The organism is Chroococcidiopsis sp. [FACHB-1243] (assembly GCF_014696895.1).
Classification (GTDB): Bacteria; Cyanobacteriota; Cyanobacteriia; order Cyanobacteriales; family Chroococcidiopsidaceae; genus Chroococcidiopsis.
The window spans coordinates 1-25,529 of the sequence record NZ_JACJQX010000050.1; the positions used below are offsets into that span (position 1 = coordinate 1).

Consider the following 25,529-nt stretch of genomic DNA (forward strand, 5'->3'; position numbering starts at 1 on the left):
CCTGACCAGCCGACGAATACAAATCTATCGCGCTTGAGCCAGTCGTCGAGAACGTCAAACCATCCTCTTTGACTCGGTGCGCGTCCTACTGCAATTGTCATGAGGACAAATCTCCAAATCTTCTTATGATTACTTTTTTGCGAGCTTTACGCCCAACTTTAAAAGCGTTTACTTTCACGTTAGGCAGAAAACAGACCGAGTTGTAAACTCACTTTACGAATCTTAACTCACTCTAATTATTATTTGTACAACTGACTGGTAAATTGCAACACCCCAATTGAATGAATTCGATCGCCAGATTGCAGGTTTTTTCCTGTCTCTAGCAAGATGGAACGCCTATTTAAACCCGTCTAAGGGCGTATCATTTGGAAGATATGATTGGATAATTTTATTAATTTACTTCAAGTTATAAGTTTTTCCTTGGTTCAGTTGCCGCAGCTGTCACACTTAGATCTTCCATTTCTGAGAAACGTTTGGTTGAAGTCATACCATCAACCTCAGCATCTGCATCGACATCATCAGCAAAAGGATTGTGGAAGAAAGACCCCGTTTGGGGTGGTAGAGTTGGATCGAGAACAATTTCTGCCAAACTTTTTGCGACTCCAGTTAGGGGAATGGCGAGAATCACACCTAAAAATCCGCCCAATTGCGCCCCCAGTAATAGAGAGATGAAAATAGCCACGGGCGATAAACCCGTCAGATTACCCATAATCCGAGGTGCAACTAAATTATCTTTGATTTGTTGTAGGGCAACTGCGATCGCCAAAACCTGAAGCGCAAGCCACCAGTCGATAAAAGCAACTACGATCGCGACCGTACCAATACCTAAAGTCGCACCAATAAAAGGAATAACTTCTGTTAAGCCAATAAAAACGGCGAATAAGAGGAAAAACGGCACTCGCAGTGTTGAAAAAGCGATGGTGAGCGTGACAGCCATAAATAACCCTAGCAAAAGCTGTCCTGAGACAAAGCGCTGGAGATTGCGTTGCAAGGCAGCAGTTAAGCCAGAGCGAATTTGAGGCGAGAGGATACTCGTCAAACTATTCCACACCCGTTCCCCATCAATCAGCATGTAGAAGGAGAGGACTAAAATTAGAATTGCGTCTAAAAACCAATTAAACGTACCGATCGCCAAGCCTAGACTTTTAACTGCGATCGCTTCAGCCTGGGTTTGCAGCCGATCCAATAACAGCGATACAAGCAACTGGACATCAAAGGGTAAGTTATATTGAGCGCTCCAGGCTTGAAAAGTATTTAATTGTTCCTGAGCCGAATCGACAATGGTTGGTAAGTTATTCACCAACTGCCGCGCCTGGTTAAATACAAGCGGTACTACAGTCAACGCGACAATCGCAAAGACAAATCCCGCTCCCAAGTAGACGAGTCCGGCTGCTAACGTGCGGGGTAAAAAAGTTTGCAATCCAGCTACAGCATAGTTAAGCAAAAAGGCAATTAGAGCGGCGCTAATGACAATACTTAATAATTCGCCCACATAACCCAAGGCTCGAAGCGTCACCGACACTGAAACCAAGATTAGCAGCCAAGTGATCAGAAATTGTTGAATCGGTAAAAAGGCGCGGTTCATCGTTAGTGAGTGGTGAGTGGCTAGTGGCTAATGGCTAGTGGCTAGTAGTAGATAGGGTGTGGGGTGTGCGTGGTGAGTCAATTCTCTCCCTCAGCTCCCTCAGCTCCCCCAGCTCCCTCAGCTTTCTTTCCCCTGCTCCCTTTAAAATGTAATGTCTCTGCGGGATTTAAAGCATCTTCTGACACGGGGAGGAAAAGATCGAAAAGATTTTTCAAACAACTCGCGATCGGAACGGCTGTGATTAAACCTAGTAACCCCCCAATTTTAGTCCCTACTGCCAAAGCTATTAGCACTCCTATCGGGCTTAAGCCTGTAAAACTACCCAGTAACCGAGGAGCGATCGCTTGATCGATAATTTGGTCAACTACTACAGCTACCGCTAATGTTTTGGCTCCCAGCCAGAAGTCATGTACGGCGACTAACAGTCCAACGAGGCTGAAACTTAAAACGTCTCCAAAGGGAATTAAAGTCATTGCGCCGATTCCTAAGCCGAATAGCAATCCGAAAGGGACTCCTAAAGCCACAAATGCTAAAGTCATGGCTGTACCGACTAGTGCGGCTAGTGCCACCTGACCGATCAGATAATTTTGAAAGTTTTGCTGAAGCGATCGCTGTAGTGGAATGCTCCAGCGAGATGGTAAACGTCCAAAAACACCACGCCAAAGCCGTTCGCCGTCCAATAAGAGGTAAAACGTTAGCACCACGGTTAAAATTGCCTCGGAAACGCTATCAATCGTGCCAATAATTAGCATTACTAGTTCTTCGCCTAGAAACTGTAATTCATCTGGGAGGCGATCGCTCACTTGTGTGGTTAGATGAGTCAGATCGAAAGGTAACTGCTGCGTTTCTACCCAGGTGTCTATCATTTTTAGCTTTGCCGTTCCAGCGTCAATCCATTGCGGTAGTAGTCTCGCACCTTCGCTTAACTCTTCTACAAGTAGCGGAATTAAGGTAATACCTAAAGCTATCGATGTGACTAAAGCTACGAGAAAGACTAAGAATACTGCATATTGGCGTTGTACTTGGCGCTGTTGAAGCCACTGCACGGGGTAATTCAGAATGAAAGCTAATACTGCTGCTAAGCCGAATATGGCGATCAGAGGTTGAAAATACTGAAAAACTAGGAGTGCCAGCCATCCATTAAATACAAGTAAAGGAAATGGCAGAGCGATCGCCAACCATTGCCACAATTTATTTTTGGAACCATTCATACCCTTTCACACCTAGCATCAGCCTGCGATCGATTTTCGCTCAAAAGATGCAATGCTCACCTCTTTCTTGCGATTCCATCAGGTAGTTCAGTTGCAAAGGTTAAGATGAGAGCAGCTTAGTCACGATGTTGAAGGTAAAATGTTCACGATCGACTTGACAATCAAAAATACAGCCTTTCCGGTGTCAGTACAACGGAAGGAAACTGCGGATGCAGAAGCAGCATACAATCAAATTCTGGCAGCAATGCGCAGTGGAAATCCAGAAATTATCGAACTGACGTGCGATCGCCAGCCAGAAAAGAAAGTTGCCGTCCGTACCACCGAAATTTCTGGGGTGCAGATCTCGCAAAAAGACAGCACGGCTGCTGGCAAAACCCCTGGCTTTTTTGCCTTTACCGAATCTAAATAACTAGCTGGGGTGTCAATGGCTGAATCTGCCATTCAAGTTCGGGATTTGTGCTTTAGTTGGTCTAGCGGAGAACAAGTTTTTCAATCTCTCTCTTTAGAAGTACCAAAGGGAGAGTTTTGGATGTTGTTGGGAGTCAACGGTAGCGGTAAGTCTACTTTACTGCGGTTGTTAGCAGACTTGTTAACACCTCAGTCCGGTCAAATTAGCATCGTGCATCCAGTTGGCTTTGTCTTCCAAAATCCCGATCACCAACTCGTAATGCCCACAGTGGGGGCTGACGTGGCTTTTGGGTTGGTGGAAGAAAAACTCTCCATCTCCCAAGTCCGTCAGCGAGTCACAGAAGCGCTGGCTGCAGTAAATTTATTAGAACTAAAGCGTCGTCCGATTTATGCCCTGAGTGGAGGACAAAAGCAGCGCGTTGCTATTGCTGGGGCGATCGCCCGTCGTTGCGAAGTTTTGTTGCTTGACGAACCTACAGCCCTCCTCGATCCCGATAGTCAACTCGATCTGGTGGCGCAGGTGCAAAATTTGGTTAAAAGTCGGGGAATGACAGCCCTTTGGGTAACGCATCGTCTCGATGAGTTGAACTATTGCGACGGTGCTTTTTTACTCGAACGCGGCTGTCTGATCGATCGGGGAGAACCAAAACGGTTGCGAGAAAAACTGATGGAAGTCGCAGCATAGGACACAGCAAGGGCTTGGCAGTGCCAAGCCCTTGCTATTTACCCCTGAGTGTCATGCGTGATACGCAAACAAAGATTAAAATTGTGAATAATAAATTTTATATTTAGTAACATTCACAGCGAACCATGTCACCCCCTTCGACTCAACCTGTTTTGCTAGTAGACGGCTACAACATCATTGGCGCTTGGCAACACCTGAAAATAGCCCGCGATCGCGACGGATTAGAGGCAGCGCGGTGGCAGTTGGCAGAAGCTTTAATTAGTTACAGTGCTTTTAAGGGATTAAGTACTCAAATTGTTTTTGACGCTCAGTATCAGCAGACTATTGGGACTCAAGAAGTCAAAACAGAAAATCTATCTGTATACTACACTAATTTCGGCGAAACGGCAGACACATATATAGAAAGAATCTGCGCGGCATACTACAGGCAGTATTTAAATCGCTCGCTCTGTTCCCGTTTGATTGTTGCTACCTCCGATCGCGCTCAGCAACTAACTGTAATGGGTTACGGTGCGGAATGGCTCTCAGCATTGCAACTGAGACAGGAAGTTGAGACGGCTACGATGAGATCGCGCCGCAAACACAAACAAGGCAAACAATCATCAGGGAGATTTCTGGCTTCGGCGATCGACCCGAAAGCGCGACAAAAGCTAGCTAAAATGCGTTTTGGCTTGTAAATTTGGTGCGACAGAAAACAAATTCTCAAAAAAATTAGTCAGGGACTTGCAAAACCTGTTTATAAGGGTTATTATAAATATTCGCAATCCTCAGTAGCTCAGTGGTAGAGCGGTCGGCTGTTAACCGATTGGTCGTAAGTTCGAATCTTACCTGGGGAGTTAATTAAGCTATTCTCGAAGAGCTTCGGCTGTTTCATTGAATTAAAACAGCTGACGGAAAAGCGATCGGCGGCTAGACTAGACGCAGCTGAGCATAGGAGAGTCTAGCATGAAAGACCGCGACTACACTTTAATTCTTGACAAAAGCGGCAGTATGTCCACTCCCGACCAACAAGGGGGTAAAAGTAGATGGGAAGTTGCTCAAGAGTCTACCTTAGCAGTGGCGCGAAAGTGCGAACAGTTCGATCCTGATGGTATTACCGTGTATGTTTTTTCCGGTAAATTTAAGCGTTATGATGATGTAACTTCGGCGAAAGTCTCTCAAATCTTTTTAGAAAACGATCCGGTGGGGACGACGAATTTAGCATCTGTGCTGCAAGATGCAACCAATAACTACTTTCAACGCAAAGCCAAAGGACAGACAAAACCAGAGGGGGAAACGATTGTCGTTGTCACTGATGGAGAACCAGACGATCGCCGTGCGGTGTTTGAAGTTATCATCAATGCTACCCGTCAGATGGAACGGGATGAAGAACTGGCTATTTCAATGATTCAAGTTGGTTCCGATCCGCAAGCCACTAAATTTCTCCAAGCTTTAGACGATCAATTGCAGGGAGTTGGTGCTAAATTTGATATCTGCGACACGGTGACGTTGGATGACTTAGAAGATATGAGTTTATCAGAAGTGCTATTAAACGCAATCGGCGATTGAGCTAAAATGGCGATCGCGGCTTGCTGAAACAAGGGAGAAGGCTGAGGGCAGAAGAGGAAATATATATGGATGAGATCGATCGCCTGCTATCTCAACTCAAAGCTGAAAATGAAAAGTATCCTGCAAAACCTAGTCCTCAGCCACCAGTAGAAAGTTTTTCTACAGCTAAATCGAGTGGGGCGATCGATCGCTTATTAGAGCAAGTAAAATCTGATTACGATCGCCAAGATCGCGAACAAGAGCAAATTAGACAAGCACAATTAAAAGCCGAACAACTAAAACAACAGCAACTTCAGCAAGAAAAACGAGAAGAGTTGAAAAAAACGGCTCAAGTGTGGTTAGAAAAGTTAGATCCGTTTTCTCCTGAGGGATTGTGGTTTGAGCGATTTGCGGAGAAATACGAGTCTAAATTAGCAGCAGCAATTGATTATCTGTTGGAAAATTCTGGGTAAGATTGTTATTTGGAAAAGCTTTATTTAAAATGTCGCGCAAAGGCGCAGAGGCGCAAAGCGAGTCCATTATCCCTCTTTGCGCCTTTGCGTCTTTGTGTGACAAAATCTCTTGCGATCGCCCTTCCGCAAGCATGGGATAATAGAGAACCGTTAGAAGCAGAAAACTATGCCTTGTTGCTAGATATATTGTTGAATTCTCTGCCTCAGCCATGCCACCTCGCAAGCCAACAACAGAGCGATCGGTTTATCAGCTGAAAATAACGCTTCAAGATTTACGTCCGCCAATTTGGAGACGAGTCCAAATCTACAGCAACATCACCCTGGCTAAATTGCATCGAATTATTCAAGAGGTGATGGGCTGGACAAATTCTCATCTTCATGCTTTCACAATTCAAGGCGTAGAATACGGGCAACCGATGCCAGACTACGATCTTGATATGCGGAACGAACGGACGGCGAAGTTAAGCCAAGTCGCGCCTGGGGAAAAGTTCAAATTCCACTATACCTATGACATGGGCGATTCTTGGGAGCATGAAATTTTAGTCGAGAAAGTACTGCCAGCCGAACCGCAGACGCACTATCCGCTGTGTTTAACAGGTAAACGCGCCTGTCCGCCAGAGGACTGCGGTGGAGTTTGGGGTTATGCAGAATTTTTAGAAGCAATTCAAGATCCAAACCATTCGGAACATGAATCGATGTTGGAATGGGTTGGTGGTGCGTTCGATCCCGAAGCCTTCTATCTAGACGAAATAAATCAACAGTTGAAGCGGATTCGCTGAAGCAGGTTCGCTATCCCACCAAATGAAAGTATGAGTATCGAGCATTACTTTCAATTATCTTTAGCCCAAAAATTGTCAGGAAGTAGGTCATCAAAATCGTCACTAGTTTGAATTGCGCCTGTATGTAACCGTGCTATACGTGAGGCAGAATCGCTAGCAAATGGTAACAGACGAGCCAACGGCTTACTACCATCGGTCAAAATAATTTCAGTGCCAGCAGATACTAATAATATTAGTTCTGAAAGCTGTGCCTGCATCTCGCGAATGTCAACAGTTTTTGTGGTCATATCTATCAATTTTTTATTCTTCTTCGAGTACTTCGTTAACTGGGAAACGATCCATCAGTTGAATTGCCCGATAAGCATTGCGACGTAAAGATTCTGACAAAAATGGAACGTGAGGAATTTGAGAGAGTAAATCTAACGTTCGGCGCAGCAATCTGACGACATCACCTTCATCTAAACTCGTATTAGCACATAATTCCGTCCATTCTACGCCTAGCGACCACTGCTCGATTAAAGCTACTAAATCGTATTCCAACCAAATTGGAATTGTGACGTTATAGCGCCGCTGTAATTGAAATAACTGTCGCCGAATCGGACGGATACTCGCCAAGGCAATATCGACTTCTTCTGATAAGAGATAGCGTACCCAACTATCAGGGCGGGGTGTTTCCGTGACTAGCGCCGCGATCGCCGCAGCAAGGTGATGGGGAGCGAGATTGTCTAGTTCGCGACTGGCAAGGGCTAAACCCAACCACAGTTCGTTATCTCCTCTGACAGCAGCAGCAACTTTGCCTAAGTTGGTTGGCGTAAGATCGTCCAAAGCCCCAAATCGCTGCAAAATCTCCATTAAGTGCAGAAATTCTTCCCAGTGACGGTGGGCGTAACGTTCTAACTCTGCCTGTCTTTCCTCAATTTCTGTTTGCAGTTGAGCAATTCTAGTCTTCCGTTTGAGAATACTAGCGGGATTGCCTAGATGATGCAAAGGATGGGCTGTTAGTTGCTCTTGTACGGCAACAACTCGGTGTTGCTGTTCTAAAACCTCCGGTGCAGCGTGCCACGGAGGTAGGTCGGGAATTTGTGCCGCAATTGTTGCTGTTTCTTCATTCCCTTTACGCGCTTGCCCTGGTTTGAGTGGCATTTCTACAGGCGGCATCAGATGTTCGGGAATATCTAATCGAGCAATTTCGGCAAATAAATCTGCTATATCGCTACTAGCTGCTACGTACCAGCGATTATCTCGACCCAAACAAATAAAATAAGGTGCTTGTCCCGAACCAGGAATTTTCGCTACCAACACCGCTGGGATGGGCGTTGATGTTTGGACATGCTTGCCGCGCAAACTCAATAACGTACCCGACATGGCAAAATTAATCGTCAGGCTCAATTGCTCTAGTCGTGCCTCTAATGCCTGTTCTTCCAGTACCTTCAAGAGTTGGCGTTCGACTTTGAGCCGTTGTCGCAATTTCTCATAATGATTTAACCGATCCTCATCGACCGACTGCATTTGAGTTTGCAAGTCGGCAAGTCGATCTTCCATCTCGGCGATCGCATCGTATTGGGGTTTCAAATACAATGTGGCGAGATACTGCCCAAAACTACGCTCGATCAGCTCTTTCGCTTCTGCTAAATTATGAATTTGCAGCAGATTTAACACCATGCCGTAGCTGGGAGCAAACTGACTCACTAGCGGGTCTGGTTTAGCAGTGGCTAGATATACAGCTTCTTTCGCGCCTTCAAATGGCGTTTGCAAAGTGACGATGTGACCGAGCTTATCCATACCTCGCCGTCCGGCGCGTCCTGCCATTTGCAAGAATTCGGAAGGATTGAGCAAGCGGTGTCCGCGATCTGTACGTTTGGATAAGGTAGAAATTACTGTCGTCCGCGCTGGCATATTAATTCCTGCCGCTAGGGTTTCAGTCGCGAAGACAACTTTAATTAAACCCTGCTGAAACAATTCTTCTACTAACCCCTTCCAGGCTGGTAATATACCCGCGTGGTGAGCGGCAATACCGCGATAGAGAGGTTCTACTTGTCCGACACGTCCTGCATCTGGGTTGCGGCGCAAAAATTCATCAATTTGGATTTTGAGTTGAGCCGCTTCTTCTGGATTAACTAGCGTTACGCCTGCTAGTTCCTCGACGGCTTTATCGCATCCCCGACGGCTAAAAATAAAGTAAATGGCTGGTAGCATATCTCTAGAGTAGAGATGCCCCACGGTGTCAATTAACTTAGGAGTTTCCGGTCTGGGTCCCTGCTTTCTGTCGCTACTACCCTTTTTCGGTCGCAGTCGCGGATTGATTTTTCCAGTCTTGGAATCGAGTAAAGGAAATATTCCTTTAGGATTGCCAAAATAGAATTCGAGCGGAACGGGACGAAATTCAGAATAGATTAGCTCTGTGGGTCCATGAACGCGACAGATCCAATCTGTCAGTTGGTCGCTATTGGCGATCGTGGCTGAAAGTGCCACCAATTGAATATCTGGCGGACAATAAATGATAGATTCTTCCCATACTGTCCCCCGCTGGCGATCGTTCATGTAATGGCATTCATCCAAAACCACCGCTTCTACGCCTTCAAGGGATGTTCCCACTTCACCAATGGGAGTACCGTAGAGCATATTACGAAAAATTTCCGTAGTCATCACCAAGATTGGTGCATCACGGTTGATCGAAACATCGCCTGTCAATAATCCAACTAAATCTGCCCCAAAGCGGTTGCGAAAGTCGCGTAATTTTTGATTCGATAGCGCTTTGAGCGGCGTAGTGTAAAAAACTCTCTTGCCTCTAGAGAGGGCGCGATAGATCGCGTATTCCCCAATTAAAGTTTTGCCAGAACCCGTAGGCGCACATACAACTACAGAGCGATTGGCATTCAGTGCCGCGATCGCCTGTCGTTGGAACTCATCCAGCTCAAACGGAAAAATACTCTCTAGATTTAGGTCAGTTTGCAGTTGGGGAATTTTCACTCAAGAATTTATGCAACACCCTTTATTAATAGAGTAACCAATCTTGGAAATTTAGGGAGCAGGGGAGAAGAGAGCTGAGGGAGACAAGGGAGCTGAGGGAGCTGAGGGAGACAAGAGAGCTGAGGGAGAGTCGCGGAGAAAGAAATTTAACATCTCCACACCCTACACCCCACACCCCACACCCTTTCTTCACTGGTCACTGATTTCCCAGTTCTCGCGATCGCCTAGTTGCGGTGACTACGGCTTCAATTAGGGCAGAACGAAAGCCTGCTTTTTCTAAGGCTGATACTCCAGCAATTGTCGTTCCGCCGGGGCTAGTGACGCGATCTTTTAATTCGGCTGGGTGAATGCTTGTTTCTTGCAGGAGTTGCAACGTGCCTTTGACGGTTTGCTGGGCGAGTTGGTTAGCAATATTTCGGGGTAAGCCTGCGGCTACGCCACCATCGGCTAATGCTTCTACTAAGATGGCTACGTAAGCCGGACCCGAACCAGAAAGTCCCGTAACGGCATCCATTAGCGACTCTGAAACTTCTACGACCTCTCCTACTGCTGAAAAGAGTTGCAGGGCAATTTGTTTGTGAACGTCGCTGGCGCGATCGCCTAGAGCGATCGCTGTCATACCTGCGCCAACTGTAGCAGGGGTATTGGGCATTGCCCGAATCACTGGTAATTGCGGAAAAGCCTTCTCTAGCTGCTGTAAGGTTACGCCTGCCATGATGGAAATTATCAACGGCAATTGTGTTGTAGTAGGGGCGCACAGCTGTGCGCCCCTACTGGATACATCTGTTAAGTCTTGGCTAATTGCTGCAAATATCTGCGGTTTTACTGCCAATACAACTGTATCTGCCGATAAGACTTTGGCATTTTCTGTTGTTACTTGAATGCCATATTGTTGCTGCAAAAAATTGCGACGTGACGGCTGCGGTTCGCTGGCTATGACTTCTAGAGGTTGATAAATTTGCCCACTAATAAGGCGGGATAAAATGGCTTCTCCCATTACCCCGCCACCAATAATACCTAACTTAATTGACGATTTTTCCATAGCGATCGGCTCATAGCTATCAGTCTGTTTTGTCATGTGTCATTTGTCGTTTGTCATTTGTATTTATTGATGTTTGTAACCAATGACTCATGACTGATGACGATTGACCGTCTAGGAGCTGAAGAACCGTATTTTAGCCAGACTGAGCTATTCTAGTCGATTCAGCCGTCCATGCGGGTGCGGGTGCGCTCATGCGCTGGGGACGTGTAGGTACGGCTTGTGGAAGGTCGTGACCCAGAGTTCCTGGAGTTGTGACTTGAACGCATAGCGGTGTAAACAGGAAGATGCTTTCACCCACTCGCTCTTGATGTCCGTCCATCGCGTAGGTTCCGCCAGCCACAAAATCCACAGCGCGTTGTGCCTGGTCTGGTTCCATCATTGTTAAATTTAACACCACCATCTTGCGATCGCGCAGAGCTTGAATGGCTTGTGGCATTTCCTCAAAGGAACGCGGCTCCATCAGAACTACTTCGTAATTACCGTTCAATGCTCCATGCATATCAATTACATTCCCTTTACCACCTGCGTTAACTTGATTCCAGCGACGCTGCTGGCGCGTTTCTTTTTCTGGTACAGGGGTAGGTTCGGGTGAGTATGCCTCATCCCCTGATTCTTCAATATCATCGAATTCGTCTTCGTATTCGTACTCTTCGTTAGTACCAACGAGCCAATGCTTTAGCTTAGAAAACGTACTCACTTCACTCTCCCTTAACGTTACACGCTACAAATCTAGTAGGAAAAACCGTTTCAAGCAACTACTAAATCAGCAATGATTTAAGAAGTTGGGGTTCATGTTATCCGCCTTTTTGAGGTTTCACTGCGAATCTTAGCAATTCTTGAAATTTGATAAATTGCCTTTTTTGTAGTCTAATTTACAACTTTCGGCTATTTCTCAGCTAGGATTTTGACTTCACAGTATACAGTTGACAATTCTATTTGTCGGAAATTTTTAATATTCACTTTGGTTTTTCTTCCAAAGGTTATTTAACATGCGAAATAATAAATTAGAAACTGAGGACTAAGAATTATCTGAGAAGTCAACCGATCTCTGGTCACTGGTCACTGGTCACTGGTCACTGATAAACGCGATCGCCAAAAATTATCCGTCCTAAACGTACCATCGTTGCCCCAGCTTGTACAGCTAATTGGTAATCGTCAGACATTCCCATTGATAGCTGGTGCATTTGAAGATTAGACCAGTGTTGCTGCCGAATTTTGTCAGCCAAATCGCGAGTTTGCTCGAAGAGATTGAGAATTTCGGCATCATTCAAATCTAAAGGTGGAATTGCCATCAAGCCTTCGATTTGCAGGTTGTGACAGCGATTTAATTCTGGTAAGCTGGCTAACAAGTCGGGAATAGTCCAACCAGACTTATTCGGATCGCTGAGAACCTTGACCTGCAAACACACTTGAGGACGGCAACATAACTCTTGTGCCAGTCGGTCTAGACGTTGAGCCAACTTTAAGCTATCGAGAGAATGAATCCATTGAAAAAGTTCTACAGCTCTTTTGGCTTTGTTGCTTTGCAAACTACCAATCAAGTGCCAAGTGATATCTGGTAAATCTTGTAATTGTTGCTGTTTGCTAGCGGCTTCTTGAATGCGACTTTCGCCAAAATCCCGAATTCCGGCTTGATATGCTACTCGCATCGCCTCTACGGATACCTGCTTGGTAACGGCGATTAACCGGACGGTAGTTGGTAGTTGTTGACGGATAAGCGCAATACGTTCGGCAATCTGATTGGTCATTGGAAGGTGGCTTGCAAAGTCTTCTGTAATCGATCGTACTCCTGATATTGACCGTTACGACGTAATAACCGCAGTCGAGTCTCCAATAGTAAACGTGCTTCAGAACGACCCACTGGCTCGAATTTCATCCCTGAAGCTTCAAGCGTCACCAAAAAAAATAAGCGCTGGGCGTAGAGAGTGGTGAAAAGTTCTTGATGTTCTTCCAAAAGGCAGATGCGGTATAACAATCCAAATGTAGGATGATTCAAATAATTTTCTGTATTCATCAACAGCGATCGCAGCTTAAAACATGTATTTTATGGCAGTGAAGTATATTGATTGTCTAAATTTGTAATTTGTATTTCATTATTCACAATTTGTTTTAAGTTTATTGAGATAATTTCTAAATTCTTCTGTCTTTATGTAGAACTATAAAGTTGCTGGCAACGATCGCCTTGAGGATCGCTCCTAAGAACAGACGAGGATTGCCGTAGCGATCGCGTAATCTCCGTCATGGCTCAAACTCAACTGCCACTGCAACTGTCCCCAAGAATCTACCATTGCTAACGCTCGTGCGTGTAGTTGCACGGTAGGAACGCCGCTCGGTTGACGGCAAATCTCAACGTCAGTGTAGCCTACGCCCAGCCAGCCAGTCCCCAAAGCTTTGACCACAGCTTCTTTCGCCGCCCATCTACCAGCTAGTTTATTCATCGCATTACGACTAGGAGCATTTTGCTCGTAACGACAATCCAGTAGCTCGTTTGGCGTGTAGACGCGCCGCAAAAAGCGATCGCCAAATTGTTCTATAACCTTCTCAATTCGAGGAATGTAAATAATATCGGTTCCTAAACGTAGCATCAGTCGTCAGTTGTCAGTTATCAGTGGAGCGTAAGTAGTGAGTAGTAACTTACTACTTACGACTTACGACTTCATTCTTCAGTCCTTTTTAAAGCGATGATTTGGGCTTGAGCTTTGTGCAAGGACTCATACCATTCTCGCTCGGGTTCACTGTCAGCCACGATCCCCGCTCCAACTTGTCCCCAAACTTTATTGCGGGAGTTGTTAATAGGGTGTGGGGTTTGGGGTGTGGGGTATAGGGTGTGGGAAGTGTGGGAAGTGTGGGAAGCGTCGGAGGACACTCGAAGATTTTTTTCTCCCTCAACTCTTTTCTCTCCCTCAGCCCCCTCCGCTCCCTCAGCTCCCTCAGTTCTCTTACTCTGCTCCCTGCTATACAGCAGAGTCCGAATCAAAATATTCAAGTCTAAATTACCGCGCCAGTCTAAGTAACCGCAAGAACCGTAAAACAAGCTGCGGCGGACTGGCTCCAATTCTTCAATAATTTCCATGCAACGGACTTTAGGACAGCCAGTAATCGTACCTCCAGGAAACGCCGCGCGAATTAAATCAATCGCATTGTATTCTGCTTTGAGCGTGCCAGTAATATTACTCACAAGGTGCATGACGTGACTGTATCGCTCGATCGCTAGTAACTCATCAACGACGACAGAACCCCATTCACAAACGCGCCCTAGATCGTTACGTTCCAAATCTACAAGCATGATATGCTCGGCAATTTCCTTAGTATTGCTTAACAACTCTTGAGCTAAATCGCAGTCTTGTGCGGGAGTGGCTCCTCGCGATCGCGTGCCTGCAATTGGTCTTGTTTGGACTTGACGATCTCGTAATTGTACTAATCTTTCTGGCGAACAGCTAATGACTGCTCCCCAAGGAGTCTGCCAATAACTAGCAAAGGGAGACGGATTAATTTGTTGCAGTGCTTGATAAATTTGCCAACTACTGGCGATCGTGCTGGTTTCAAATCGCAAAGACAGATTTGCCTGAAAAATGTCTCCAGCCTGAATGTATTTTTTTGCTTGGCAGACAGCCGTTTCGTATTCTTCTTGGGTAGTGAGTAGTGAATGGGTAATTGGTAATTGGTAATTGGTTGTTGGTTTTGAATTTTGACTTTTGACTTTTAAATTTTCAAGTCGTTCTTGTAGCTCGTCTAACTGCTGTGGTATGGAAACAGCCAGCCACAATATTTGTTCTGAGTTGTCGAGAACGGCAAAACATTCAGGTTCGTACCAATAAGCTGTAGGAAATGGTAAGGGATCTGATTTTACATAGGGTAACTTTTCAATCTCCCAAGCCAAATCGTATCCCAACCACCCCAGCCATCCTCCAGTAAAGGGAAGAGAGTCGGGAGTTGGTAATTGGTAATTGGTAAAAGAGTGGTGCGTGGTGCGTGGTTTTTCTCCCTTAGCTCTCTGTTCCCTGCTCCCTGCTCTCTTACATTCCAATAGCTGCTGCAAAAATGGCAAAATCTCCCCGACGGGTGGTGTCCACAGTTGCAGCTGTCCGTCGGTAATGCGGGGTGTGCCAGCACAGATAGAGTAACGCGCCAGTTGAGAACGGTCTTTAGATATTGGAGCAGGACTCTCTAGTAGAGTTGCGATCGCCTCTGGATTGTCATCAGGGCGAAATAGGGCGGCAAATACTTCAGAACCGCTACGTTGCTCTAAAGGAAGCGATCGCCAATACCAAGGCTGCATGGGTTTCATTTCAAACCTCATTACCCCAAGTTAGACGTATTCCCCAAAATGCAACCAAACACACCAAGGCAATCCAGTCTCTAGTAGTAAAACGCAGCTGATGCCATTGGACGCGATGAGTATTCGGAGTGGTAAATCCCCTCACTGTCATCGCTTTAGCCATTTGCTCGGCTCTCAGAAGTAAGTTTTCTAACAATCGTTCTGCCACTACCATCCACACCCGCAATGCTCCCTTGATGCCTAACTTTTTCCAATTTATTGCCCGGGTTCGCACGGAACGAATCAGATTTTGCACTTCTTCCATCACTAGGGGAATAAATCGCAATGACAGCGTTAGAGTCAGCGCAATTTCAGTTACGGGCAATTTAAACCGTCGCAAAGGTAGCATCAAGCTTTCCAAACCTGCGGTAATTTCTTCTGGTGCGGTTGTGAGTAAATATAAATTCGTGCTGTAAATCAAAGTAAACAGGCTCGTACTCAAGCGTAATGCCAGCTCGACCGAGCGGCGCGTTACCGTAATTATCCAATATTGAAATAATACGTATTGGTAGTCGGTAGTTGGTAGTTGGTAGTTGGTAGTTGATTGACGATTGACAGTTGACGGTTGAGGTTGTTCCCCTTGTCCCCCTTGTCCCCTCTGCTCCCTACTCCCTGCTCCCGCATCAAACTCATTGCCTAAAACCAACATCTCACCCTGTTCGGCAGTTGGTAAACGAGGTTGAGGATCTACACCTAAACCGTCAGGACTCACCGCGCCTAAAATTAAGACGAAAAATGACAACATGAGTAGCCAACCCATTTGTTGTCGCCAAACTCGCCAGGGAATTCCTGCTGTTAAAGTAATCAAAATCAGCGATACGACTAAACTCACTCGGTAGAGAGAGTTTGCCATAATTGGCGCTGCCAAAAAGCTGAGCAACCAAGCCAACTTCACCCTCGGATCGAGTCGATGCAGCCAAGCAATCGGTTGTTCTAGATATAACCCTATGGGTAGCGATCGCAGTAAGTCCATTTTGATAAAGAGCAGGGAGCAGGGAGCAGGGGAAAGAGAAACTCGCGGAGCTATTCCAAGTCGCAAGTCGAAATTAATTCCGAATTCTCCTACACGCGGGTAGCGCGATTTGAGCTTTTTTCTACGTCGCGGGCTTGTTTGCTACGCCAGAATAACCGGATCGGCGTGCCAGTATAACCTAGTTGTTGGCGAAATTGTCGTTCGATGTATCGACGGTAGTTGTCGTTGAAGCGTTTAGCATCGTTGACGAATAATGCGATCGCTGGGGGTTGAACGCTGACTTGCGTACCATAATAAATTCTTCCTTGTCGTCCTTGGCGAGTCACTGGGGGAGAATGCCACCTCAGCGCCTCTTCGAGTACTTCGTTGACAACTGCCGTAGAAACGCGGCGCTTGTGAGATTCGGCGGCTCGGTCTACTAATTCTAAAATCTTTTCTACTCGTTGTCCGGTCGTAGCACTGACAAAAATTGCCTCTGCCCAATCTAGAAACTGCATTCGCTCTCGCAGGTTTTTTTCGTAGTCGTAAATTGTGTATGTATCTTTTTCGATCGCATCCCACTTATTCACGACCAGAACGCAAGCTCTTCCTTCTTCAACAATACGTCCGGCGAGTTTTTGGTCTTGTTCGGTCACGCCGTCGAGCGCATCAATGACGAGTAATACTACATCAGCGCGGCGAATTGCCTTAAAAGCACGATTGATGCCAAAAAATTCGGGTCCGTATTCGACGTTTTTCTTTTTGCGAATTCCGGCTGTATCGATTAAGCGATAGGTTTGTCCTTGGTGTTCGACCACGGTATCGATTGAATCGCGTGTCGTACCAGAAATTGGACTGACGATCGCCCGACTTTCGCCGACAAAAGCGTTTAACAAGCTAGATTTACCAACGTTCGGTCTACCGACAATCGCTACAGCAATCTCGTTTGTTGGAGTAATTTCTCCAGGTTGGGGTAAGTGGGCGATCAGTTGGTCTAACAAATCTCCCGTACCGTTGCCATGAATGCCAGAGACAGCATACGGTTCGCCTAGTCCTAATTCCCAAAACTGCGCTGCCTGCATCAGACCTTGTTCGGGTGATTCACATTTATTGACAGCAAGTAGCACGGGTAAGGATTGTTGCCGCAACCACGCCGCCACTTCCTCATCGGCTGGTAGTGGTCCGGTTTGACCGTCAACGATAAATAGCACTGCACTAGCTTCGCTCAAAGCTACCATGACCTGCTGTCGGATCAGGGGTAAAAATTCGGTGTCGTCGTCGAAGACCAAGCCGCCTGTATCGACTACCAAAAATTCGCGATCGCACCAGTATGCAGGCATGTAGGTGCGATCGCGCGTCACGCCTGGTTCGTCATAGACAATCGCCTCCTGTACTCCAGCCAGGCGATTAGCAAGCGTAGATTTGCCCACGTTAGGGCGACCGACTATGGCAACAATTGGCAAAGACATATAAGTGGCTGAAGCATCAAACTTTCATTGTAGCGACTCTCTATGGTTTCGATCGCAACTTGAGTTGGCAGAGAGTTTTTTGGGCAAAATCTTTTTTTCGATTGAAATATTCTTTAAGTAAAGTAGTTTTTTTGACAGAATACTTAAAAAAACTAAATTAAATTCTGTTTTGCGCGATCGCAAATTTCCTGTATTATTCCTTTAAATAAATGAGGCAAGGTAGCAAAAATTGCTTCTTTCTAACCCTTGTTAGAAAGTGGCTATTTTCTCATGTTCTTATTTAAAGAAAGACAAAGTTTGTGCAAAGACTTAAGCCAAACGTGCAAAATTTGCACGAATGAAATATATAATTTTTCGATACAAATTTTGTCAAAAAAATAGTTGAATTTGACAATATGTCGTGTATATTGAAAAGATGTTCGCGGATTAAAGTCGTTTTCAAACTTAATCGAGAAAATTGTCGAGTGGCTCTCGGCAAGCATTTGAATGTTAGATCTGCCACAAATCAAGAGTAAACTTTAGACTGATAGCAGTCATTAGAGTTTTGTGTTTTCATTTCAGGGCTGAAGTAAAACAGACAAAACTAATTAGTTACTAATAGTCAGCACAAAGGCGAGCGACGCGATCGTAATTAGCCATCAATTACGAGCAATGAGTTATGAGCTATTAGCTATTAGTTAATAGTGCTAGAGGGGCGCGACATATTACCTCACTATACCGATTGCTGATAACTGATAACTTTGTACAGACGTTACATGTAAGGTCTCTGATAACTGATAACTGACATCAGGAGGATACAAATTTAAGTGATTCAGCACGAACTACTTAATTTACCTACCAAGAAATTTGACGCTGGGACGCTAATAGCCCAAGGCAGTGGTGTAGGTAGCTGGCAACTTCTGTCCTATCAAGTCCCGATCAACCCCGTCCATGCAGCATTACTCCGAACGGGAAAAGTCTTTTTCTTCACTGGTTCGGGAAATAATCCCACGCGAATTAATTCGCCCTTCAACAGCGTAGTTTGGGATGTAAACAGCGGCACGTTTAGTAGCCAATCGCCACCAACAGATCCATCTGGATTGCCCATCGATCTTTTCTGTGCCGGACAATCGTTTCGCGCTGATGGACGCTTAATGATTGCGGGTGGAACTCTGCAATACGACCCTTTCTATGGAGCAACCTCTGCTTTTTTATTCGATCCGAGTAACGAGCAGCTGACAGCCATAGCCTCAATGAAGTACGGTCGCTGGTATCCTACAGTCCTAACGCTAGGCAACGGTCGAATTTTTGCCTTATCGGGGCTGGAGGTGAATGGCAATTTAGCGATCAACCCAGAAATATATTCCAGCTCTTGGAGAGCTTTTTCTCAAGCTACCAGTCCTTTCGAGCTTTACGCTCATCTAATTTTGACCGCTACGGGGCAGGTTTTTTATACAGGAGGCTATTTTGCCTTTAACAACGGTGTTTCCGCTCGCCTGCTCACCTTACCAGGAAACTTCAATCAAAGAATTACTGAAACACCCGTAGGTGCATTGCAACAGCCTGACTCTGGCGCTCAAGCTGCTAGCATACTGCTTCCACCAGCTCAAGACCAACGAGTCATGGTGATTGGGGGTGGAAATCCCAATCAGGCAACCAATAGAGTCAGTATCATCAACTTAAACGCAAGTAACCCTGCATATGCAGCTGCACCATCGCTCAACTTTGCTCGCAAGCACCACAATGCCGTAATTCTGCCCGATCGCACGGTTTTAGTTTGTAACGGTAGCGGATTTGATGAAGCCGGGAATGCTGCCACGTTGACCGCAGAGATCTACGACCCGCTTAACAATACTTGGACGCTTACAGCTCCAGCAAGCCGAGTCCGCCTCTATCACTCGGTTGCCCTACTGCTACCAGATGGCAGAGTTGTCACCACAGGTGGTAATCCCAGGCGGTTAAATGAATGCGATAGCAATGGCAACCTTCCAGGCACGCCATCACTACCTTGTGAGGACAGGCAAATTGAAATTTACAGCCCGCCTTACATCTCGCAAACGCGACCGACAATTCAGAACGCACCCGCAGAAATCTCCCTGGGCAATACATTCACAGTCACGACTCCCCAGGCGCAGAACATCCAATGGGTCAGCTTAATTAGACCAATGGCAACAACCCACGGACTAGATACAGAACAACGGCTGGTAGATTTGCCGATCGCCTCTAGAACTAGTACTTCCCTATCCGTGACTCTGACATCCAACCGCAATATTGCCCCTGCTGGCTGGTACATGTTGTTCGTCAGCAATAACAGTCGCGTACCTTCAGTAGCTAGATGGATAAGGGTTAGGTAATTAGTCATTAGTCATTTGTAGTTTCACTACTCACTCCCCATGGAAATTAGAATTTCTCGTCGTCGGTTTGGACAATTGGCGATCGCCACAACTACAATTGCTGGATTTAGCTATCTAGCTAGCAAAACCTCGGCACAAACGCCAGGTTTGACGATCGCGGGCATTAGTTCTAGGGGAACTGTTACTACCCCAGATTCTAGTCGTACCGATGTTTCCAGTCCCTCTGTGGAAACGGGCGATGCCCCCGATACCTCTGATACATCCCAACAAGTCATTATTAACTCGCTCGACTTGCCAACAGGCAGAAGGCAGGGAGGGGTAACATCTGCAATGCCTGCAGATGAGAGTATTAGCGGTTTTGCCTACTTACCCGATGGTACGCCTGTAGTTGCCATAACTCCTGCTAGAACCAGTAGAAGGAAAGGTAGAAACCCGACACGCCTCAGCTTTCCTGGGATATCGCGTGCTGAGGTGACAATTTCAGGACTCACACCCCAGCAAAGACTCGAAAGTTTAATGGTAACTCCAGATGGCGTGCTTCTTGGTTTGGTTGCAAATAAGAACGGTACGCCACCTGTAAGACTGGTAGAAGTTAACCCCAATACAGGAACTTTTAATGTCAGACTCAGCCTACCATCTGACCAAAAATATAGTACCTTAGCAATCTGTCCCAACGGCACGATCTATACAACTGCCGTTGCTAACGGTGCTACTACTCTCGTCAGAATTAATTTAGCGCAAGCTAGTGTCACGCCGTTAGTACAATTGCGGTTGAATAACAACTCTTGGGGTAATGGCTTGCAAAGCCTACTATGCAACAACGCTAACCAGCTGATTGCTTTTGGCGCACCGAGATACATCCAACCAAATGCCCTTTATACTGTAGATTTAAGCAGTGGCGCTATGGCTAAGCTGATAGACTTTGATGCTGCTAGAGTGGCAATGCGGACTGTATAAGGGTCATTGGTCATTGGTCATTGGTCATTGGTCATTGGTCATTGGTCATTGGTCATTGGTAGCTGAGTGGTGAGTGGTGAGTGGTGTTTCTCCCCCTGCCCCTCTGCGCCTCTGCCCCCTGCTCCCTACTCCCTACTCCCTACTCCCTACTCCCTACTCCCTACTCCCTGCTCCCTGACAACTGATTTGTTTGCTAGTGAAAAAAAACGATTTAGAGTTTTACGATCGCAGTGCTGCCCAGTGGTGGCAACCTGATGCTAAGATCTACGCCCTGCACCGCCTTAATCCCCTTCGCTTTCAGTACTTCGATCGCCATTTAACCGATTGGCAAGGGCTGAGAGTTCTGGATGTTGGTTGTGGTGGAGGGTTTTCTTGCGAATTTTTAGCTGCACGGGGTGCAAAGGTTTTCGGCATCGATCGCTCTCAAAGTTGTATCGCTACAGCGAAAGCCCATGCTGCAACTTCTGGGTTCGAGATTGACTATCAGTATGGATATGCCGAAGATCTACCCTATGCCGATCGCTATTTTGATGTGGTTGTTTGTGTCGATGTCTTAGAACACGTAACAAATTGGCAACAAACTGTCACGGAAATTCATCGCGTTTTGCAGCCTGGAGGAACGTTTTGTTTTGACACGATAAACAGGACTGTGCAATCGCAGTTGATGATGATTTGGTTTTTGGAGGGAGTCGTCAAAGCGATCGATCGTGGGATTCATGACTGGGAGAAATTCATCAAACCAGAGGAGTTAACGAGTTTGATGCAACAGCAGAGTTTTACGAATATTGACATTAAAGGCTTTAGCCTATTTGGAAGTTCACCCTGGGATGCGATCGCTACTTTCTGGCACTACAAGAGAACGGGTAGTTTGAGGGCAAGCATTACAGACAATACGTCAGTTATGTATATTGGCAAGGCAGAAAAAACAGCGCGATCGTAAAAAACTGCTAAAGTCTAGCCCCGCGATCGCGTAGAGTGCGTCAAGATTGTAGGGGCAGGTCTACTTAAAATGTCTGTTCTGAGTAGAGTTTCTTCGTAAACCTGTCCGTACAAAAGTCAAAAGTCAAAAGTCAGAATGCTGGAACTTGAATTCAATCCGTGACAGCATATGACCGCAAACACTTAGTATGAAGCACTCTGTAGATATTGCGATCGTCGGCGCTGGGCATAATGGATTAGTAGCGGCATTACTACTTGCCCGTCAGGGATTGAACGTGTTGGTTCTGGAAGAAAAACAGGCGATTGGTGGGGCTTGTCGTACCGAAACACCTTTTCGTACTGCGCCCAACTTAGGTATTTCTACAGGCGCGTATTTATTAGGGTTGATGCCACCAGAACTACTAAAAATTTTAGATATCGATCTACCAACGATCCGGCGCGATCCTCACTATTTTGTCCCGACAACAGATCGGCGCTACCTACTGTTTGGTTCCGATACAGCACAGATGCAGCAGCAGTTTACTGCCTTTTTTTCAGAAGCTGACTGGCAAGCAAATTTGGTACTGCAAGAGGAACTGACACAGTTAAGAGAGGATATTGCCCCAACGTGGTTAGAGGAACCACTATCGATAGAAGAGACAGCAGAAAAATACGTGCGATCGCATTTAAAATCTATATTTATCGATCTGTGTCGCAAGTCTGTTGGCGAATATCTCGATCGCTTCGATTTTAAAAGCGATTTAGTTAAGGCAATGTATGCTGTCACCGATGGATTTACAGGGATATTCGGTACTTGGGATACTCCAGGTACGGGGATGAATTTTCTCGTCCATAATATGTGTCGCCTCCCCGGGAGTGATGGTACTTGGATGGTGGTACGAGGCGGAATGGGGACTGTGACTAATCGTCTGGCAGAGGCGGCGGTGAAAGCTGGGGCAAAAATTGAGACTGGGTACAGCGTAGATAAAATTTTAGTATCTCAGAATGTAGCAACGGGTGTCGTGTTGCAGGATGGCACTGAGATTGCTGCTAAAACTGTCATTGTTAATGCCGATCCATTTCGGATGCGTCAACTTGTCGGTACGGAGAATTTTGCTGCCGACTACAACCGCAGGCTAGATAGTTACTTGCGAGATGGCACGACTTTTAAAGTCAATATGTGTTTGCGAGAACTGCCCCAGTTTACCTGTTTGCCTGAAAATCGGGGTCAGTACGGGACGACGATTCATTTACTACCGGACGAATCGGAAGTGATGATGCATTTGTATCAAGCTTTTGCGGATGTGGAAGCGGGAAGACTACCGGAATTTCCAACGATTGAATGGTACATTCATACAACTCTCGATCCTTCTTTACAAGATGGGCAGGGGCATCATAATTCAGCTTTGTTCGTGCAGTGGGTTCCTTACGAATTACAAGGAACAACTTGGGAAGAGGAGGAAGAGAATTATGTCAGACATTTGCTATCAATTTGCGATCGCTTTGCCCCTGGTACTTCCAATCTCGTTCAAGAAGTTTTTGCCCTCCATCCCCAGAGATTAGAACAGCATTTTGGTTTGACACGGGGACACATTCATCACGTCGATAATTCTTTTGGATTTAGCGATCGCTTGCCATATGCTACGCCGATTCAGGGTTTATACTCAGCTAGTGCAGGCTGTCACCCCGCAGGTTCCGTGATTGGTGCAGCGGGACACAATGCCGCAATGCGAGTCATGCGCGATTTATAGGTTACGATCTGCATTCTTCTCTCTTGTATACGGCAGTTAGACAAGCTAAATCGATTCAAGCAATAGCTACAGCTTTACAGTATTTTTTTATTGTTTTAAAGGCGATCGCTTATCCCGATCTATTTGTGTTAGCAGATGCAATTAAGGAGGCGATCGAGTTGTCTCCTGGGGTTGGGTTAAAGTTGGTGAGACAGAAAAATTCGATCGTGTTTTTTCCATCTGATGCTAAGGTGTTAGGTGAATAAGACTAATAACCAAAAAAACATTCTGTCTTCTGGCTCCTGTCTCCTGTCTTCTTCTTCGGTGAAATATAGTTTTGTCAAACGCTATTTAGAAAGATGGTACTCACTTCAAACGATTTTAGCGGCTTACTCAACGAGCGTTTTTTTCGTAATTTCTTGCCAATTCCAGCTACTAGTAGTTTAGATTTGGGTGCAATAACACCAGACTTTCGATTGCCAGATATTACTAATGGTAGAGAAGTTAAGCTTTCGGAATATCGGGGCAAGCAACCTCTCATTTTAGCTTTTACGCGCATTTTCACGGAAAAGCAATATTGTCCTTTTTGCTTCCCACATATTAAGGATGTAAACGAGAAGTACGATCGCTTTCGCGATCGCGGAATTGAACTATTAATGATTACGAGTACTGATGAAAAACAAAGTCAGATCGTAGTCAGAGATTTAGGTTTAAGAATGCCGTTACTGAGCGATCCTAGCTGCAATGTATTTAGAGCATACAGCACGGGGCAAGCTCTAGGTGCGCCTTTGCCTGCTCAGTTTGTATTAGATAAACAGGGCAGATTGCTTTACAAACACTTGTTTTCTTTCCTCGACCACAATGCCAGTGTAGAGCAAATGTTAGCAGTACTTGATTAGATTTTACTGCCAATTTAATGTGGATTGTAAAATAGGAGCTAAAGTAGGGGCGCACAGCTGTGCGCCCCTACATAATTTTGTAATACTAGTTTACAACCGTACTTGTGGCAAGCGATCGCGGGGATTAAAACTGCGACTACTGCGAATCTTTTCATAATACTCCCGCTCCGTACTGCTCAAATCTTTGGGTGGAACGATCGCAATTTTTACTAGCAAATCGGTGCGTCCACCTTTAGGTTGAGTCCAACCTTTGCCACGTAGACGTAGAGACTGACCGGAACGAACTCCAGCTGGAACATTAAGCTTGACAGAACCATCGGGAGTAGGAACGTCAATTGCTGCACCGAGAACCGCTTCATCGGGAGTAATTGGCACTTCGCAAACAAGATTATCGCCCTCAAACTTGAAGAAAGAGTGCGGTTGAATGTCCACTTTCAAGTACAAATCGCCTCGTTGCTGCGTAGCAGGATTAACTAAACCCTTGCCCCGTACGCGGACGCGGCTACCAGGTTTTGCCCCTGGCGGAATGCGGACTTCAATAGTTTCACTCCCAACACTCAACCGTTTCTGTACGCCATGAAACGCTTCTGATAAAGTGAGGGCGATCGCTGCCTCTCTGTCGGTGCTAGTTGCGGCACTGTCAAAACCAGCCATTGGATCGGTGAAACCGTCAAAACCGCTCGTTCCAGAAGATTTCCTGCCAGAAGTGGTATAACTATATGTCTGACGAGTCCCACCAGTCCGCGCCCCAGGTGCGCCAGGTGTGCCAGGTGCGCCAGCACCACCAAAACGACCGAGCAGATCGTTGATAAACTCATCAAAACTGCCGTATCTGCCAAACTCAAAATCGTCGAAACCAACATTAACCCCACCAGCACCAGCGCCACCAGGCGACCAAGTTTGTCCGGCTTGCTTCCAGTACTGACCGAATTGGTCGTATTTACGGCGCTTGTCTGGATCTGACAGAACTTCGTAAGCTTCGTTAACTTCCTTGAATCGCGCCTCGGCTTGCTTATTACCTGGGTTAACATCCGGGTGAAATTTACGGGCTAGCCTGCGAAAAGCCTGTTTAATTTCATCGTTACTGGCAGTCTTGTTGACTCCCAAAATACTGTAATAGTCCTTAAAATCAGTAGCAGCCATCTAGCTATCAGCCTCCTGAGTGCGATTCAACCTAATTTTATGTGTAGGAATAAGCCCACTAAGGCACTGTGTAGGCGATAAATCAGCACCTAGTAGGGATAGTTTCGGGTATATACATTCTGCCCTAAAC

The 25,529-nt window shown here is 46.0% G+C and carries 26 protein-coding genes and 1 tRNA gene; 14 read left to right on the forward strand and 13 right to left on the reverse strand.

Features of this window, described 5'->3' with window-relative positions:
• Nucleotides 1-406: 406 nt before the first annotated feature.
• Both H6G17_RS27210 and H6G17_RS27215 read right to left on the reverse strand, forming a co-directional pair.
• A complete protein-coding gene (locus H6G17_RS27210; RefSeq protein WP_192161692.1) occupies nt 407-1,585 on the reverse strand; it encodes an AI-2E family transporter in 1,179 nt (392 codons plus the stop codon).
• A 77-nt stretch (nt 1,586-1,662) separates the two neighbouring features.
• On the reverse strand, nt 1,663-2,796 hold the full coding sequence (locus H6G17_RS27215; protein WP_192161693.1) for an AI-2E family transporter: 1,134 nt from the start codon (nt 2,794-2,796) through the stop codon (nt 1,663-1,665).
• A 139-nt stretch (nt 2,797-2,935) separates the two neighbouring features.
• On the opposite strand from H6G17_RS27215, the gene H6G17_RS27220 reads away from it, so the two are divergent.
• From H6G17_RS27220 to H6G17_RS27255, 8 genes are all read left to right on the forward strand, one after another.
• A complete protein-coding gene (locus tag H6G17_RS27220; RefSeq protein ID WP_192161694.1) occupies nt 2,936-3,205 on the forward strand; it encodes a hypothetical protein in 270 nt (89 codons plus the stop codon).
• Nucleotides 3,206-3,220: 15 nt separating this feature from the next.
• Entirely contained in the window at nt 3,221-3,889 is a 669-nt protein-coding gene (locus H6G17_RS27225; protein ID WP_192161695.1) for an ABC transporter ATP-binding protein, read from the forward strand.
• Nucleotides 3,890-4,014: 125 nt separating this feature from the next.
• Nucleotides 4,015-4,566 carry an NYN domain-containing protein gene (locus tag H6G17_RS27230; protein ID WP_192161696.1) on the forward strand — a complete coding sequence of 184 codons (552 nt, stop codon included), beginning with the start codon at nt 4,015-4,017 and terminating at the stop codon, nt 4,564-4,566.
• Between the two features lie 87 nt (nt 4,567-4,653).
• Nucleotides 4,654-4,725: transfer RNA gene (locus H6G17_RS27235), tRNA-Asn, on the forward strand.
• A gap of 109 nt (nt 4,726-4,834) precedes the next feature.
• The gene (locus H6G17_RS27240) at nt 4,835-5,437 is read left to right on the forward strand and encodes a VWA domain-containing protein (RefSeq protein WP_192161697.1); all 603 of its coding nucleotides are present in this window, start codon (nt 4,835-4,837) and stop codon (nt 5,435-5,437) included.
• Nucleotides 5,438-5,502: 65 nt separating this feature from the next.
• Nucleotides 5,503-5,889 (forward strand): hypothetical protein, encoded by a 387-nt coding sequence (locus H6G17_RS27245; protein WP_192161727.1) that lies wholly within the window; start codon nt 5,503-5,505, stop codon nt 5,887-5,889.
• A gap of 96 nt (nt 5,890-5,985) precedes the next feature.
• Nucleotides 5,986-6,144: a hypothetical protein gene (locus tag H6G17_RS27250; RefSeq protein WP_192161698.1), complete on the forward strand. Its 159-nt coding sequence runs from the start codon at nt 5,986-5,988 to the stop codon at nt 6,142-6,144.
• Nucleotides 6,099-6,668 carry a plasmid pRiA4b ORF-3 family protein gene (locus H6G17_RS27255; RefSeq protein WP_192161699.1) on the forward strand — a complete coding sequence of 190 codons (570 nt, stop codon included), beginning with the start codon at nt 6,099-6,101 and terminating at the stop codon, nt 6,666-6,668. The genes H6G17_RS27250 and H6G17_RS27255 overlap by 46 nt, the downstream gene beginning before the upstream one ends.
• A gap of 50 nt (nt 6,669-6,718) precedes the next feature.
• Here H6G17_RS27255 and H6G17_RS27260 read toward each other — a convergent pair whose 3' ends face one another.
• The 10 genes from H6G17_RS27260 to der form a co-directional block, all read right to left on the reverse strand.
• A complete protein-coding gene (locus H6G17_RS27260) occupies nt 6,719-6,955 on the reverse strand; it encodes a toxin-antitoxin (TA) system antitoxin (protein ID WP_192161700.1) in 237 nt (78 codons plus the stop codon).
• A 13-nt stretch (nt 6,956-6,968) separates the two neighbouring features.
• On the reverse strand, nt 6,969-9,638 hold the full coding sequence (locus H6G17_RS27265) for a DEAD/DEAH box helicase (RefSeq protein WP_192161701.1): 2,670 nt from the start codon (nt 9,636-9,638) through the stop codon (nt 6,969-6,971).
• A gap of 196 nt (nt 9,639-9,834) precedes the next feature.
• Nucleotides 9,835-10,716 (reverse strand): pyrroline-5-carboxylate reductase, encoded by an 882-nt coding sequence (gene proC, locus H6G17_RS27270; RefSeq protein WP_192161702.1) that lies wholly within the window; start codon nt 10,714-10,716, stop codon nt 9,835-9,837.
• Between the two features lie 97 nt (nt 10,717-10,813).
• Nucleotides 10,814-11,377 (reverse strand): cell division protein SepF, encoded by a 564-nt coding sequence (locus H6G17_RS34875; protein ID WP_015153756.1) that lies wholly within the window; start codon nt 11,375-11,377, stop codon nt 10,814-10,816.
• Nucleotides 11,378-11,753: 376 nt separating this feature from the next.
• Nucleotides 11,754-12,428, reverse strand: coding sequence for a YggS family pyridoxal phosphate-dependent enzyme (locus tag H6G17_RS27280; protein ID WP_192161703.1), 675 nt, complete (start codon nt 12,426-12,428; stop codon nt 11,754-11,756).
• Nucleotides 12,425-12,694, reverse strand: a complete 270-nt coding sequence (pipX, locus tag H6G17_RS27285; RefSeq protein ID WP_192161704.1) for a transcriptional coactivator PipX — start codon at nt 12,692-12,694, stop codon at nt 12,425-12,427. Before pipX ends, H6G17_RS27280 begins: the two co-directional genes overlap by 4 nt.
• Nucleotides 12,695-12,875: 181 nt before the next feature.
• Nucleotides 12,876-13,265 carry a holo-ACP synthase gene (gene acpS, locus H6G17_RS27290; protein WP_192161705.1) on the reverse strand — a complete coding sequence of 130 codons (390 nt, stop codon included), beginning with the start codon at nt 13,263-13,265 and terminating at the stop codon, nt 12,876-12,878.
• A 71-nt stretch (nt 13,266-13,336) separates the two neighbouring features.
• Complete coding sequence (locus H6G17_RS27295; RefSeq protein WP_192161706.1) at nt 13,337-14,968, reverse strand: anthranilate synthase component I; 1,632 nt, start codon at nt 14,966-14,968, stop codon at nt 13,337-13,339.
• 1 nt (nt 14,969) lies between these two features.
• Nucleotides 14,970-15,971, reverse strand: coding sequence for a CbiQ family ECF transporter T component (locus H6G17_RS27300; protein ID WP_192161707.1), 1,002 nt, complete (start codon nt 15,969-15,971; stop codon nt 14,970-14,972).
• A gap of 89 nt (nt 15,972-16,060) precedes the next feature.
• Nucleotides 16,061-17,419, reverse strand: a complete 1,359-nt coding sequence (gene der, locus H6G17_RS27305; protein WP_192161708.1) for a ribosome biogenesis GTPase Der — start codon at nt 17,417-17,419, stop codon at nt 16,061-16,063.
• Nucleotides 17,420-18,225: 806 nt separating this feature from the next.
• On the opposite strand from der, the gene H6G17_RS34880 reads away from it, so the two are divergent.
• The 6 genes from H6G17_RS34880 to H6G17_RS27335 all read left to right on the forward strand — a co-directional run bounded on the left by H6G17_RS34880 (nt 18,226) and on the right by H6G17_RS27335 (nt 24,256).
• Nucleotides 18,226-19,752: a galactose oxidase-like domain-containing protein gene (locus H6G17_RS34880; RefSeq protein WP_192161709.1), complete on the forward strand. Its 1,527-nt coding sequence runs from the start codon at nt 18,226-18,228 to the stop codon at nt 19,750-19,752.
• A 39-nt stretch (nt 19,753-19,791) separates the two neighbouring features.
• Nucleotides 19,792-20,709: a hypothetical protein gene (locus H6G17_RS27315; RefSeq protein ID WP_192161710.1), complete on the forward strand. Its 918-nt coding sequence runs from the start codon at nt 19,792-19,794 to the stop codon at nt 20,707-20,709.
• Between the two features lie 196 nt (nt 20,710-20,905).
• Nucleotides 20,906-21,649 (forward strand): bifunctional 2-polyprenyl-6-hydroxyphenol methylase/3-demethylubiquinol 3-O-methyltransferase UbiG, encoded by a 744-nt coding sequence (ubiG, locus tag H6G17_RS27320; protein WP_192161711.1) that lies wholly within the window; start codon nt 20,906-20,908, stop codon nt 21,647-21,649.
• Between the two features lie 187 nt (nt 21,650-21,836).
• The gene (locus H6G17_RS27325) at nt 21,837-23,378 is read left to right on the forward strand and encodes an NAD(P)/FAD-dependent oxidoreductase (protein WP_192161712.1); all 1,542 of its coding nucleotides are present in this window, start codon (nt 21,837-21,839) and stop codon (nt 23,376-23,378) included.
• Between the two features lie 23 nt (nt 23,379-23,401).
• Nucleotides 23,402-23,623 (forward strand): hypothetical protein, encoded by a 222-nt coding sequence (locus H6G17_RS27330; RefSeq protein WP_192161713.1) that lies wholly within the window; start codon nt 23,402-23,404, stop codon nt 23,621-23,623.
• Nucleotides 23,624-23,716: 93 nt separating this feature from the next.
• The gene (locus tag H6G17_RS27335; protein WP_192161714.1) at nt 23,717-24,256 is read left to right on the forward strand and encodes a redoxin domain-containing protein; all 540 of its coding nucleotides are present in this window, start codon (nt 23,717-23,719) and stop codon (nt 24,254-24,256) included.
• A gap of 90 nt (nt 24,257-24,346) precedes the next feature.
• On the opposite strand, the gene H6G17_RS34305 is transcribed toward H6G17_RS27335, so the two are convergent.
• The gene (locus tag H6G17_RS34305) at nt 24,347-25,399 is read right to left on the reverse strand and encodes a J domain-containing protein (RefSeq protein WP_192161715.1); all 1,053 of its coding nucleotides are present in this window, start codon (nt 25,397-25,399) and stop codon (nt 24,347-24,349) included.
• Between the last annotated feature and the right edge of the window lie 130 nt (nt 25,400-25,529).